14 protein-coding genes are annotated in these 13,430 nt (G+C 67.0%); 11 read left to right on the top strand and 3 right to left on the bottom strand.

The window, feature by feature from the left end; all coding sequences use genetic code 11:
- The first annotated feature begins 52 nt into the window (after positions 1–52).
- The 4 genes from Q0L25_RS04695 (at position 53) to Q0L25_RS04680 (ending at position 2,302) form a co-directional block, all read left to right on the top strand.
- The gene (locus tag Q0L25_RS04695) at positions 53–610 is read left to right on the top strand and encodes a sugar O-acetyltransferase (protein ID WP_296611999.1); all 558 of its coding nucleotides are present in this window, start codon (positions 53–55) and stop codon (positions 608–610) included.
- 251 nt (positions 611–861) lie between these two features.
- The gene (locus Q0L25_RS04690; RefSeq protein WP_296611997.1) at positions 862–1,179 is read left to right on the top strand and encodes a helix-turn-helix transcriptional regulator; all 318 of its coding nucleotides are present in this window, start codon (positions 862–864) and stop codon (positions 1,177–1,179) included.
- The gene (locus Q0L25_RS04685; RefSeq protein ID WP_296611996.1) at positions 1,176–1,634 is read left to right on the top strand and encodes an SRPBCC family protein; all 459 of its coding nucleotides are present in this window, start codon (positions 1,176–1,178) and stop codon (positions 1,632–1,634) included. Before Q0L25_RS04690 ends, Q0L25_RS04685 begins: the two co-directional genes overlap by 4 nt.
- The gene (locus Q0L25_RS04680) at positions 1,634–2,302 is read left to right on the top strand and encodes a glutathione S-transferase family protein (protein WP_296611994.1); all 669 of its coding nucleotides are present in this window, start codon (positions 1,634–1,636) and stop codon (positions 2,300–2,302) included. Before Q0L25_RS04685 ends, Q0L25_RS04680 begins: the two co-directional genes overlap by 1 nt.
- An 80-nt stretch (positions 2,303–2,382) precedes the next feature.
- On the opposite strand, the gene Q0L25_RS04675 is transcribed toward Q0L25_RS04680, so the two are convergent.
- A complete protein-coding gene (locus tag Q0L25_RS04675) occupies positions 2,383–3,405 on the bottom strand; it encodes an NAD-dependent epimerase/dehydratase family protein (RefSeq protein ID WP_296611992.1) in 1,023 nt (340 codons plus the stop codon).
- Between the two features lie 95 nt (positions 3,406–3,500).
- Between Q0L25_RS04675 and Q0L25_RS04670 the strand changes: the two genes are divergently transcribed.
- Positions 3,501–4,469, top strand: coding sequence for an NADPH:quinone oxidoreductase family protein (locus tag Q0L25_RS04670; protein ID WP_296611990.1), 969 nt, complete (start codon positions 3,501–3,503; stop codon positions 4,467–4,469).
- A gap of 247 nt (positions 4,470–4,716) precedes the next feature.
- On the opposite strand, the gene Q0L25_RS04665 is transcribed toward Q0L25_RS04670, so the two are convergent.
- Together Q0L25_RS04665 and Q0L25_RS04660 are read right to left on the bottom strand one after the other, a co-directional pair.
- Entirely contained in the window at positions 4,717–5,541 is an 825-nt protein-coding gene (locus Q0L25_RS04665) for a flagellin (protein WP_296611988.1), read from the bottom strand.
- A gap of 214 nt (positions 5,542–5,755) precedes the next feature.
- The gene (locus Q0L25_RS04660) at positions 5,756–6,577 is read right to left on the bottom strand and encodes a flagellin (protein WP_296611986.1); all 822 of its coding nucleotides are present in this window, start codon (positions 6,575–6,577) and stop codon (positions 5,756–5,758) included.
- A 240-nt stretch (positions 6,578–6,817) separates the two neighbouring features.
- Here Q0L25_RS04660 and Q0L25_RS04655 point away from each other — a divergent pair, with 240 nt between their 5' ends.
- The 6 genes from Q0L25_RS04655 (at position 6,818) to Q0L25_RS04630 (ending at position 13,399) form a co-directional block, all read left to right on the top strand.
- Positions 6,818–8,071, top strand: coding sequence for a sigma 54-interacting transcriptional regulator (locus tag Q0L25_RS04655; protein WP_296611985.1), 1,254 nt, complete (start codon positions 6,818–6,820; stop codon positions 8,069–8,071).
- On the top strand, positions 8,068–8,436 hold the full coding sequence (gene fliE, locus Q0L25_RS04650; RefSeq protein WP_296611983.1) for a flagellar hook-basal body complex protein FliE: 369 nt from the start codon (positions 8,068–8,070) through the stop codon (positions 8,434–8,436). Before Q0L25_RS04655 ends, fliE begins: the two co-directional genes overlap by 4 nt.
- An 8-nt stretch (positions 8,437–8,444) precedes the next feature.
- The gene (fliF, locus tag Q0L25_RS04645) at positions 8,445–10,169 is read left to right on the top strand and encodes a flagellar basal-body MS-ring/collar protein FliF (RefSeq protein WP_296611982.1); all 1,725 of its coding nucleotides are present in this window, start codon (positions 8,445–8,447) and stop codon (positions 10,167–10,169) included.
- The gene (gene fliG / locus Q0L25_RS04640) at positions 10,169–11,179 is read left to right on the top strand and encodes a flagellar motor switch protein FliG (RefSeq protein WP_296611981.1); all 1,011 of its coding nucleotides are present in this window, start codon (positions 10,169–10,171) and stop codon (positions 11,177–11,179) included. The genes fliF and fliG overlap by 1 nt, the downstream gene beginning before the upstream one ends.
- A complete protein-coding gene (locus Q0L25_RS04635; protein ID WP_296611979.1) occupies positions 11,172–11,894 on the top strand; it encodes a FliH/SctL family protein in 723 nt (240 codons plus the stop codon). The genes fliG and Q0L25_RS04635 overlap by 8 nt, the downstream gene beginning before the upstream one ends.
- A gap of 173 nt (positions 11,895–12,067) precedes the next feature.
- A complete protein-coding gene (locus Q0L25_RS04630; protein WP_296611977.1) occupies positions 12,068–13,399 on the top strand; it encodes a FliI/YscN family ATPase in 1,332 nt (443 codons plus the stop codon).
- Positions 13,400–13,430 lie beyond the last annotated feature (31 nt).

Below are 13,430 nucleotides of genomic sequence, written 5' to 3'. Positions count from 1 at the left end.
GGGCGCCCCTTCTATATTGGACAGACCCGCAGGCGCGCGATGAGGTAACCGAATGTCGAACAAGGATCGCACGATCATGATCCACCGCCGCACGCCCGAATCGGCGGAGATGGTGGCGAATACGCGGCGCGCGATGGCGATCACGCCTGTCCTCAATAAGCTGACCTATGCCGATGGCGACGAAATCCGGGCCGTGTTCAGCGATTTGATCGGCCGCCGGGTCGACGACAGCTTCGTGCTGATCCCGCCTTTCTATACCGCGAACGGCAGAGATATTCGGGTCGGGCGCAACGTGTTCATCAACCAGAATTGCACGATCTACGACCTCGGCGGCGTCGATATCGGCGACGATGTGCTGATCGGCCCGAACGTCAGCATCATCACCACCGGCCATCCGCTCGAGCCCTCGCGGCGGCGCGACGGCGTGACCGCGGCGCCGATCGTGATCGAGCGCAATGTGTGGATCGCCGCCGGCGCGACGATCATCGGCGGCGTCACGGTCGGCGAGAATTCGGTCGTCGCGGCGGGAGCGGTCGTGACCAAGGATGTGCCTCCGAACAGCCTGGTCGCCGGCGTGCCAGCCAAGGTCATTCGCCTGCTCGGGGAATGAATGTCGTCCTGCCTAGGCGACCGACATTCAAACCCATCCTCCCCCGCCAGGGGGAGGTGGCAGGCGCAGCCTGTCGGAGGGGGGAGGAAGCACGACGGCAAGTGCGTTGCCGTCCGCCCCCTCCGTCGGGCTACGGCCGCCACCTCCCCCTGGCGGGGGAGGATTGAAAGCAGGTCCATCCGCTCAGACCTTAATATCGATGCGGCCTACCAATGCTTGACTCAAGCGTTAGTCATGACTTACCGTAAGTCATGGCTAACCGAATCGCCATAGCGCTCAACGCTCTCGCCGACCCCACGCGTCGGACGATCTTCGAGCGCGTCGGCGCTGGCCCCGGTGCGGTGGGCGAGATCGCCGCCGGGCTACCCGTATCGCGGCCGGCCGTATCGCAGCACCTCAAGGTGCTGAAGGAGGCTGGGCTGGTGACCGACACGCCCGACGGCACGCGTCGCGTCTATCGCCTCGATCCGCGCGGGCTGGGCGCGTTGCGTGACTGGCTCGACCGTTTCTGGGGCGACCAGCTCAGCGCGTTCAAGGACTTCGCCGACCAGCAGGAGAGCCCCGAATGACCATTGCCCCGATCGTCCAGTCGGTGACCGTCGCGGTGCCGCCCGATCGCGCCTTCATCCTGTTCACCGGGGCGATCGGCAGCTGGTGGAAGCGCGGCATGACGATCGGCGCCAAGCCGCACGAGGAGGTCGTGATCGAACCGCGTGCCGGCGGCCGCTGGTTCGAGCGCGACGAGGATGGCGCCGAGACCGAATGGGGCAAGGTGCTGGCCTGGGAACCGCCCGGCCGCGTGCTGCTCGGCTGGCAGATCGATGCTGCCTTCAAATACGACCCCGATCTCACCACCGAAGTCGAAGTGACGTTCGTGCCCGACGGAACCGGCACGCGCGTGACGCTGACCCACAGCCGGCTCGAACGCTTCGGCGAGTCGGCCGAGCGGATCGCCGCGCAGCTTGGCGGCGGCTGGCCGGGCCTGTTGCAATTGTTCGCCGAACTTACCGAAAAGGAGGCATGATGACCGACTTCGTGATCCACGGCATTCCCGGCAGCCCCTATGTCCGCGCGCCCTTGCTCGCGCTGGAGGAAAAGGGCCTGTCCTGGCGGCTCGATTCGTTGCCGATGGGCGGCAATCGCGCGCCCGAATACAAGGCGCGGCTGCATCCCTTCGCCAAGATTCCGGTGCTCGATCACGGCGATTTCCGCCTCTACGAAACGCGCGCGATCCTCGATTATATCGACCAGATCGCGCTCGAGCCGGCGCTGACGCCGACCGATCCAAAGCTGCGCGCACGGATGAATCAAGTGATCGGGATCGTCGATTCCTATGTCGCCCCGCGCCTCAGCGGCGCGGTGACCTTTCCCCGCCTGATCGCGCCGCATTTCGGAATTCCGGTCGACGATGCGGCGGTGGCGGCGGCAATCCCCGCCGCGCGCGAAGCGATCGACGAGCTCGCGCGCCTGCTCGGCGATCATGACCATATGGCCGGGCCAGCATTGAGCCTGGCCGATCTGATACTGATCCCGCATCTCGCTTTCATGCCCGACTTCGCCGAGGGCGCGGCGATGATCGCCCCGCACGCCAATCTCGCCGCCTGGATCGAACGCGTGAAAGCGCGGCCGAGCATGGCGGCGACCGATTGGAGCCTGCTGCTCGAGCGTTTTCCGGTGGCGGAAGCGGCTTAGAGCCTGCGGGTGCCTTTTCCGCCCTCTCCCGCTCGCGGGAGAGGGTTCAGCGTGCAAGTCCCGAATTCAATGCGGGCTGATCAGACTTTCGAAACGCCCATCGCGATCAGGCTCTTCGCGGTGTCGACCACGCTGTCGGCGGCGGGCCGCGGGCGCCAGCCGAGCTTTTCGATCGCATGGGTCGGCTCGGCGTGGCGGGTCTTGCCGAGCTCGCCGATCATCTGGCGGATGACCGGGTCGAACAGCGATACGATCCGCATCGCCCAATTGGGCATGCGCCGGGTCGGCACCTTGCCGGCATGGTCGGGCAGGCGCTCGCACAGGATCGCGGCGATCTCGGCCAGGCGGAGGAAACCGTGCGGCGCCACCGCCATGAAGCGCTCGCCGCTCATGTCGGGCGCGGTCAGCGCGCGGATATGGAGGTCGGCGACGTCGCGCACGTCGACCAGGTTGAAGCCGAGGTCGGGCAGCGCAGGATAGGCGCCTTCGAGCACACGCTTGACCGCTTCGAGCGAGGGCGAGAAGTCGGTACCGAGCAACGGCCCCAGCACCAGGCCCGGATTGACCGTGACGAATTCCAGGCTGCCGCCCTCGGCGGCGATCCAGTCGCGCGCGGCGCGCTCGGCGATCGTTTTGGACTTGGCATAGGCCGAGACGTCGCCGCCCGCGATGTCGGTCCAGTCGGCTTCCGTGAAGCTGTCCTTGTCCGCCGTGCGGCCATAGAAGATCGCCGCGACCGAGGAGGTCATCACCAGCCGCGTGACGCCCGCATCCCGGGCGAAGCGCAGCGCACGCAAGGCGCCGTCGCGCGCGGGCACGATCAGCTCGTTCTCGTCCTTCACGTGATGCGCGGGGATGGGCGAGGCCATATGGACGACATGGCTGCACCCCGCCATCGCCTCGGCCCAGCCGGCATCGCTGGTCAGATCGGCGGCAAAGAGGGATAGCCGATCATTGTCGACCTTCAGCCAGTCGCGCACTTCGGCTTCGCGCCTGAGGTTGCGGATGGTGGCGCGCACCGTCCAGCCCTGCTCGATCAACTGGCGAATGGTGAAGCCGGCGATATAGCCGCTGCCCCCGGTGACCAGAACCACGCCCGCCATATGTCTCTCCCTTTGGATGTCTGGCTATCATATTCGTTGCGAATCGCAACCTGTTGGCGGTTGACCCGGACGTGTCCAGAGGGGAGAGCTAGGCGATGAAAGCGCTGGTCGTTTCCGAACTGGGCCCCGATTTCGCCGGCTGCGCGCTGGTCGACCGGCCCGATCCGGTGCGGGCGGCGGGACAGGTATTGATCCGCGTGCGCGTCGCGTCGCTCAATTTTCCCGACCTGCTGATGACAGAGGGCAAATATCAGCTGAAGCCCGATCTGCCGTTCGTGCCCGGCATGGAAATCGCTGGCGACGTGGTCGAAGCGGATGCGGACAGCGGGTTCGCGCCGGGCGAGGCGGTGGTTGCCGCGACGCGGCTCGGCGGGTTCGCCGAACTGGTCGTTGCGGACGCGCGCAGCGTGCGGCGGCTTCCCTCCAATCTCGATTACGCCGCCGGCGCGAGCGTCGGGGCAGCCTATAACACCGCTTATGTCTCGCTGATCCGCTGCGCCAACGTCCAGCCCGGCGAGTGGGTGCTGGTCCATGGCGCGACCGGCGGCGTGGGGCTGGCCGCGGTCGACCTGGCCAAGGCGCTCGGCGCCCGCGTGATCGCGACCTCGCGCGCGGCGGACAAGCTCGCGGTGGTGGCGGCCGACTATGCCGTCGACGCCGTGTTGCCGGCGCCGGGTTTTCGCGAGGCGGTCAAGGAGATCACCGGCGGCGGCGCCGACGTGATCTTCGATCCCGTGGGCGGCGACGTGTTCGACGAAAGCACGCGCTGCATCGCCTTCGGCGGCCGGTTGCTGGTGATCGGCTTCACCTCGGGACGGATTGCCAGCGTCGCCACCAACATCCCGCTGATCAAAGGATTCTCGGTGATCGGCGTGCGCGCCGGCGAATATGGCCGCCGCTTTCCCGACAAGGGCCGCGAGAATCAGGACGCGATCTGGACGCTGGCCGCGGAGGGCCGCATTCGCCCGCGCGTGGACAGCCGCTATGCGCTGGCCGATTGGCGCGCGGCGTTCGAGGCGATGCGTGATAGCCGGATGATCGGCAAGATCGTGATCGAGTTTTAGCCTTTTGTTTCAGCAAAGCTGAAACGGTGCGGCACCAGCCCGCTCCCCCACCCGGCCACCCATAGAATATCCTGATTGGGAGGCCGGGTGGGGGAGCGGGCTGGTGCCGTGCCCGGCGCAGCCGAAAAGACTCCACAAACAAGAAACCCCGGCGGTCGCGAAGACCGCCGGGGTTCGTGGTCGGCCCCGACACCCTTTGTGAAGGGGGGTTGGTGCCGAGGCCGTACGCCTGTGGCGCTTACGCGCCTCAGCCGCCCAGCAGCTTGAGCACGCCCTGCGAGCTCTGGTTCGCTTGCGCCAGCATCGCCGTCGACGCCTGGCTCAGGATCTGCGCCTTGGCGAGGTTGGTCGATTCGGCCGAGAAGTCGGCATCCTGGATGCGGCTGCGCGCATCGGTCAGGTTGGTCGCGTTGTTGGTCAGGTTGTTGACCGCCGATTGCAGGCGGTTCTGGCCGGCGCCGAGGCCGGCGCGCGTGGTCGACACTTCGGCGATCGCGTCGTCGAACGCCGACAGGCCGAGGCCGGTCTTCATCTTGTTGGCGGTGAAATCGACCACCGCCGACAGCTTGGTCGACGCGGCATTGAGCTGGGTGAACGACATCGACACGGTGTCGGTCGAGTTGGCGCCCGCCTGGATCGTCACGGTGTTCGCCGCGGTCGCGAACAGGTTCTTGCCGTTATAGGTGGTGTTGGCGATGATCGAGCTGATCTGCGCGCCCAGCGCGTCCTGTTCCGCCGTGATGTTGGCGAGGTCGCTGGTCGAATAGGTGCCGTTGGCGCCCTGGACCGCGAGCTCGCGCATGCGCTGCAGCATGTTGGTGACTTCGTCGAGCGCGCCTTCCGCGGTCTGCGCCATCGAGATGCCGTCATTGGCGTTGCGCACGCCCTGGTTCATGCCGCGGATCTGCGCGGTCATCGAGGCCGAAATGGCGAGGCCGGCGGCGTCGTCCTTGGCCGAGTTGATGCGCATGCCCGTGGACAGGCGGTTCATGGCCGTCGACAATGCGTCGTTGGCTTTGGTCGAAGCATTCTGCGCTCGAAGCGCGGAAATGTTGCTACCGATAACGGTCATAATGGTCTCCGTTGCTGACGCTCCCCGCCACCCCCAAGGCAGTAGGTCGAGCCGTCGACAGCAACGAACGACCGCTTTCGCGACCGTTTAAGTAAATTTTTTCGTCACCATGAAAATCCCGGCGGCGACCGGCCGCCGGGATCTCCTGGTACGCTTCACTGGAAGCCTGTCCTGCCCAGCCCTCGGGGGGATGGGACCGGGCAGGATTTCTTCATTAGCCGAGCAGCTTGAGCACGCCCTGCTGCGACTGGTTGGCCTGAGCCAGCATCGAGGTCGACGCCTGCGCCAGGATCTGCGCCTTGGCGAGGTTGGTCGATTCCTGCGAGAAGTCCGCGTCCTGGATGCGGCTGCGCGCGTCGGTCAGGTTGGTCGCGTTGCTGGTCAGGTTGTTGACCGCCGACTGCAGACGGTTCTGGCTGGCGCCGAGACCCGCGCGGGTCGTGGACACTTCGTTGATCGCGTCGTCGAACGCGCTCAGCGTCAGGCCGGTCTTCATCTTGTTGTTGGTGAAGTCGACGACCGCCGACAGCTTGGTCGTGCCGGCGTCGAGCTCGGTGAAGCTCACCGAGATCGCGTCCGCCGTGTTGGCGCCGGCCTGGACCGAGATGGTGTTCGACGCGGTCGAGAACAGGTTCTTGCCGTTGAACGCGGTGTTGCTGACGATCGAGCCGATCTGCGCGGCGAGAGCGTCCTGCTCCGCCGTGATGTTGGCGGCGTCGGTGGTCGAATAGGTGCCGTTGGCGGACTGCACCGCGAGCTCACGCATACGCTGCAGCATGTTGTTGACCTCGTCCAGCGCGCCTTCACCGGTCTGCGCCATCGAGATGCCGTCATTGGCGTTGCGAATGCCCTGGTTCATGCCCTTGATCTGGGCAGTCATCGAGGCCGAGATGGCGAGGCCGGCGGCGTCGTCCTTGGCCGAGTTGATGCGCATGCCGGTCGACAGGCGGTTCATCGCCGTCGAGAGGGCCAGGTTCGCCTGGTTAGAGGCATTCGTCGCACGAAGCGCCGAAACGTTGCTTCCGATAACAGTCATGTCCGTGTCTCCACTTGCTACGACGATCCCCGCCTCTCCCCCGAAACTGTGCGAGGGGCCGAGCCGTCTGAAGCAGAGAACGGCAACCTTTTGCCGGGCTTTAGGCAAAAAATTGCCGGTGCTTTGCCGGTCGATTCCATTCCGGGTAGCCACGCGGTAATTTTTTGCCGCTTTTGCCGGATGGTTTACGCCTCGTTTACCATATGCCGGGCATTGCCCCTTTCAACGAAGGGGGAATTCATGCGTTCGATCTTTCCATCCGCCTCTGTGGTCCGGCAGAAATATGCCCTGGTCTCGTCGCTGCGTGCGCAGGGCCTGGGTGTCGCGGAGGGCGATGCCCGGCCGCAGGCGAATGACGTGTTCCTGGTAATGGAAGGCGAGACGCCGCCGATCGCGGACCGCACCCTGGTGATCGGCAGCGAAGGGCACGGGTTCCGGCGCGGATCGGGCGGGACGCCGGCGCGTTTGTCGTTCGGTCCGGCCGACAATGCGATCGGCTCTGCCTTCGCTTATGCTTATGCCGCCGGCCCCGAGGCGCCGACTGCGGCCGATCCTGAAAGCCTCGCGCTGTTCGCGCTGGCCGAGCGCGTCGCCGATGCCGACATCACCGTGCTGATCAACGGCCCGACCGGGACCGGCAAGGAAGTGCTGGCGCGCACCATTCACCTGAAATCGCGCCGCCGCGACAAGCCGTTCGTTGCGATCAATTGCGCGGCGCTTCCGGAAACCATGCTCGAAGCCTTGCTGTTCGGCCATCAGAAAGGCGCTTTCACCGGCGCCAGCGCGGCGGGCGAAGGTTTCTTCCGCGCGGCCGAAGGCGGCACATTGCTGCTCGACGAGATCGCCGAGATGCCGCTCCAGCTCCAGGCCAAATTGCTCCGCGTGCTGCAGGAGCGCGAAGTCATCCCGATCGGCGCGTCGACGCCGATCCCGATCGACGTCCGCATCATCGCCTGCGCCAACCGCGACCTGCAGAGCGAAGTCGCCGCCGGCCGCTTCCGCTCTGACCTTTACTACCGCCTGTCGGTATTCCCGCTGGCCACGCGCGCGCTGGCCGACCGCCCGCAGGACATTCCCGCGCTCGCCGCGGCGATGATCCTGCGCCATTCGGGCACGCGCCAGTCGATCCCCTGGCCCGACCAGGGCGCGGTCGACGCGCTGATGGCGCATGACTGGCCCGGCAATGTCCGCGAGCTCGAGAACGTGATCCAGCGCGCCTTGCTGTTCGCTGCCGGCGATACGATCAGCGCCAGCCATATCGTGTTCGATCGCCGTCCCGAGCCGAAGGCCGACCCGGTTCCGGCGCGCAACGCCGACACGCTCGCCAATGTCGTCCAGTTCAGCGAGTTCCAGGCGATCCGCGAAACGCTCGCCGCGTGCGGCGGCAGCCGGATCGAGACCGCGCGCCGGCTCGGCATTTCCGAACGCACGCTGCGCTACCGCCTCGCGAGAGCGCGCGAGCAGGGTGAGGATATCACGAGGATGTGGGCATGAGCGGCATCAACGGCATTGGCGGCGCGATGAGCGTCGACCGGGTGATGGCGCTGCGCGCGCAGATCCTGGAACGCAATACGGCGCTGGCGCGGGCCGGGGCGGCGGGGCCGACGGCGGCGCCCGCCACGGTCCAGCCGGCCGGGCCCGCGAGCTTCGCGGACTCGCTGACCAGCGCGCTCAACAGCGTCAACGACAGCCAGAACCGCGCGTCCGACATCTCCGCCGCCTATGAACGCGGCGAGACGATCGACATCGCCAAGGTGATGCTGGCCCGCCAGGAGGCGTCGGTCAGCTTCGAAGCGACCTTGCAAGTCAGGAACAAGCTCTTGTCCGCCTACAAGGACATCATGAGCATGCCGGTGTGAGATAGGCCATGAGCAACGAACTTACACAGACATCGCCGCTCGCGACCGAGCGCTTCGCCAACCCGCTGAAGCAGGTCCAAGGCATGCTCGCGCAGCCGGCGATCCGCCGCAGCTTGCCGATGATCCTGATGGTCGGGCTGATCGCGTCCGCCGCGCTCGCCTGGTTCATGCTGTCGACGCCGACGCAGAAGACCCTGTTCACCGGCTTGCCCGACAGCGACAAGGCGCAGGTCATGGCCGCGCTCAAGACCGGCGGGATCACCGGCCGGATCGACGAGGCGACCGACGCGCTGACCGTCAACGAGGACGATTATTCCAAGGCGCGAATGCTGCTGGCGGGCCAGGGCCTGCCAAAGGCGGCGCCGGGCGGCTATGCGATCCTCGACAATCTGCCGATGGGGGTCAGCCGCGCGGTGGAAGGCGAACGCCTCCGCCAGGCGCGCGAGACCGAGCTTGCCCGCTCGATCCAGGATATCGATGCCGTCGCCGAAGCGCGCGTCCATCTCGCCGTGCCGGAAAACACCGTGTTCGTACGCGACAATGCCGCGCCGTCGGCCAGCGTCATCGTCAAGCTCCAGGCCGGACGCGCCTTGAGCGACGCGCAGGTCTCGTCGATCGTCAACCTCGTCGCCTCGTCGGTGCCGGGGATGAAGCCCGACGACGTCACCATCGTCGACCAGATGGGCGCTTTGCTGTCCAAACCCGGCGCCGGCAGCGACAGCAACGACGCCGCGGTGCGCTACCAGCGCCAGGTCGAACAGAAATATCGCGAACAGCTGACCCAGCTGCTGACGCCTTTGGTCGGCGCGGGCAATTTCACCGCCGAAGTGACCGCCGACGTCAATCTCGACGACACCAGCTCGACGCGCGAAAGTTACGACAAGTCGGGCGCGCTGCGTGCCGAGCAGGGCAATTGGACCAACAAGGACGCTCCCAGCGCGCAAGCGCCGGGCGGTATCCCGGGCGCATTATCCAACACCCCGCCGCCGCCGACCACGGTGGCGACGCCGACGCCCACGCCGACGCCTGCGCCCGGCGCTACGCCGGCGGCCGGAGCTCCGGCTGCGCCTGCCGCCGCCGCCGGTGCCGCCGCCTCGCCGGTGATGCCCGACGCGAACAAGGCATCCGATTCTTATGCCCGCGCCTATGATCTCGGCCGCGAAGTCTCGGTCACCCGCAACGCCCCCGGCGCGCTCCGGCGCCTGTCGGTGGCGGTCGTGCTGCGCGATGTCGAAGGGTCGAAGCCGCGCTCGCCGGTCGAGATGCAGCAGATCACCCAATTGGTGAACTCCGCGGTCGGCGCCAACGCGGCGCGCGGCGACCAGGTCACCGTGATCAGCCGCCGCTTCGCCGCCGCGCCCGATCTCGGCGGTGGCCAGCCCTGGTATGAAAGCGGCTGGCTGGCGATGGTGCTGCGCAACGTCACCGCGATCGTCATCGCGCTGCTGGTGCTGATGCTCGGCGTCCGCCCACTGTCCAAGGCGCTGATGAAGAAGCGCGAGGATACCGGGCGCGGTGCGGCCGGACGCGATCTCAACGCGACCTTCGGGATCGGCTCGCCGATGATGGCCGGCACCGGCAGCGGCCCCAACGGCCAGCCGGTGAGTATCGACGCGCTCGAAAGCGCGCAGAATTTCGACGACCGGATCGGGATGGTCCGCGGTTTCACCCGCGACAACCCGACGCGCGCCGCGCTGGCGGTGCGTGACATGATCAAATCGGACGCCCGCTGATGAACGCTCCCACCTCCATGCGCGCCTATTCGGGCGTCGAACGCGCCGCCGTGCTGATGATGCTGGTCGGCGAGGAGGAGGCCGCGGCCATCCTCCAGAAGCTCGATCCCGAGGAAGTTCGCCAGCTCGGCAAGGCGATGTTCGCGGTCGCCGATGTCGGCGAGCCCGAGGTGCAGATGGTGCTCGACGATTTCGTCGGCAAAGCGCGCGACCGCACCGCGATCGGGTTCGATCCCAAGCCGATCATCGAAACGATGATGACCCGCGCGCTCGGTCCCGAAAAGGCCGACAGCGTGCTGGCGCGGATCACCCCGCCCGACGCGCAATGCCAGATCGACCTGCTCGATTGGATGGACGCGGCCGAGATCGCGTCGATGATCGAGAAGGAACATCCGCAGATTGCCGCGGTGGTGATCGCCAATCTCGATCAGGACGTCGCCGGCCAGGTGCTCGAATTGCTGCCCGACGCGGCGCAGCCCGAAATCCTCCACCGCGTCGCGCGACTGGGCCCGATCACGCCCGAGGCAGTCGATACGCTCCGCACGATGCTCGCCAATCGCAGCGGCGCCGGCGGTCAGTCCGCCGGGGTGATGCTCGGCGGCACCAAGGAAGCGGCCCGCATCCTGTCGGGCGCGCGCAAGACCACCGAACAGCGGGTCATGCCGAAGCTGTTCAAGATCGACCGCGAAGTCGCCAAGGCGATTGAGGAAGCCTTGTTCGTGTTCGAGAATTTGCTCGACATGGACGACAAGAATCTGGGCACGTTGATCCGCAACGTCGACAGCGACCTGCTTACCCGCGCGCTCAAGGGCGTGGACGAGGCGACGCGCAACCGCTTCCTCGGCTGCATGTCGTCGCGCGCCGCCGACGGCATCCGCGACGAGATGGAAGCGCGTGGCCCGATGAAGCTCAGCGAAGTGCTCGACGCGCAAAAGGCGATCATCCAGCTCGCCCGCGCGCTGGCCAAGGACGGCACGATCATGATGGGCGGCGACGACGATTATGTCTGACCGCGCGCTCAACGAATTTGTCGCCGGTTTCGCGAGCCGCCATGACCAGGCGGGGGCCGCTTTGCGTCGTGCCTTCGCCGCCAAGGGCATGGCGTTCTCGCCGCGCGACATGACTCCCGAGCCGCCGCCGCAACCCGAGGCTCAACCGCGCCATTTCGAGCCGGCCGATCGCCATGACGATCCGACCGAGGGCTGGGATCCGTTCGACGCGACGCAACAGCCGTCGGGGTTCGTCGATCCGATCGCCACCGCGAAGGCGCTCGGTTATGAAGAAGGCATCGCCGCGGCGATGGCCCAAGTCGCGGCCAATGCGGCGCGCGACCGCGCGCTGATCGACGGCCTCACCGCCGCGATCAACGACGATCGCCGCATCGATCGCGACCGTCTTGCTGGGCATCTTCGCCAGACCGTGATGCAATTGGTCCGCCAGATGGTCGGCGAGGCGGGAATCGACGCAGATCTGCTCAACCGCCGCGTCGCCGTCGCCGCCGGCCTGCTCGCCGACGATGCCGAATCGGCGGTGCTGCGGCTCAACCCGGAGGACATGCCGTTGGTCGACGGACATCTGCCCAGCAACATCTTCGCTGCCGGCGATATCAAGGTCGAGCGCGGCCATTTCGTGCTCGAATCCGCCGCGACCATCGTCGAGGACGGCCCTGACCTGTGGATCGAGCAACTCGCCCAGGCGATCGACCGCGCGGCGTTGCCGGAATGAGGTTTGGTCGTTCAGTCCTCCCCGGAACGGGGAGGGGGACCATTCGCGGAGCGAATGGTGGAGGGGGCCCAACCCCAAATGAGCCAAAAGCGAGAAGGCGGCCGCAGGATGGGCCCCCTCCACCACGCGACTACGTCGCGCGGTCCCCCTCCCCGTGCCGGGGAGGATTTTAGATGCTGAACCGTTTCGCCGAAGACTATCTCGAAAGCATCGGCACCGCCGGCTTCGCGCCGCAGCCCAAGATATCGGGGCGGCTCGCGTCGTTCGACGGGTTGCTGATGGAGGCGGTTGGGCTCAACCTGCCGGTCGGCACGGTTTGCCAGGTTGGCGCCGCGGGCGGTGCCAAGGTCGAGGCCGAGGTGATCGGTTTCCGCAATGGCCGCACCTTGCTGATGAATCTCGGCGGCCCCGCCGCGCTGCTCCCGCAATCCCCGGTTCGCCCGGTCGGCGCGCCCGGCGCCGCCGAAGTCGGCGCCGCCTTGCTCGGCCGCGTGGTCGATGGCGCCGGCAAGCCGATCGACGGGCTGGGGCCGATCCGCGGCGCGCAGCATTGGCCGCTCGCCGGCAAGCTGCAGGGCCCGCTCGATCGTGGGCGCGTGCTCCAGCCGATGGACGTCGGCGTTCGCGCGATCAACGGGCTGCTGACGATCGGCCAGGGCCAGCGCGTCGGCATCATGGCGGGCTCAGGCGTCGGCAAGTCGGTGCTGCTCGGCATGATGGTCCGGGCCGCGCAAGCCGACGTTGTGGTGATCGGCCTGATCGGCGAACGCAGCCGCGAAGTCGCCGACTTCCTGGAGACCAAGGTCGCGGGCGAAGCGCGCGCGCGTTCGGTCGTGGTCGCGGTACCCGCCAATCATTCGCCGGTGCTGCGCATCCGCGGCGCGCTCCGCGCCACCGCAATCGCCGAAGGATTCCGCGCCGAGGGCAAGAAGGTCCTGCTGATCATGGATTCGCTGACCCGCGTCGCCCATGCCGGACGCGAGATCGGCCTTGCCCTGGGCGAGCCCGCCTCGGCGCGCGGCTATCCGCCGTCGGCGATTGCGATGCTGCCCAATCTGATCGAGCGTGCCGGTACCGACGTCAATACCGGCGGATCGATCACCGCCATCTATACGGTGCTGGCCGATGGCGACGACGGCAATGATCCGGTGGTCGACAGCGCGCGCTCGATCCTCGACGGGCATATCGTGCTGAGCCGGGCGCTGGCCGAACGCGGCGTCTATCCCGCGATCGATCTCGGCCCGTCGGTCAGCCGCGTGATGACCGACATCGTACCGCATGATCACATCGCCGCCGCGCGCGTGCTGCGCCGCCACCTCGCAACCTACGAAGAGAATCGTGATCTGGTGCTGATGGGCGCCTATCGCGGCGGCGCCGATCCCGAGATCGACGCGGCGATCGCCTATCACCCCGCGGTGATGGAATATATCCGCCAGGACGCCGACACCAAGGTTGCGCTAGAAGAGGCCGTTGCCGAACTGATCGGCGTTTTCGGCAATGTTTAATGTAATGACGGTGCCGGCCCCCGCCCCCACC

It is taken from the genome of Sphingomonas sp., from assembly GCF_024508665.1.
Taxonomy (GTDB): Bacteria; Pseudomonadota; Alphaproteobacteria; order Sphingomonadales; family Sphingomonadaceae; genus Sphingomonas.
The sequence above is the reverse complement of the archived record's forward strand: the minus strand, read 5'-3'. Positions and strand labels throughout refer to the sequence as shown.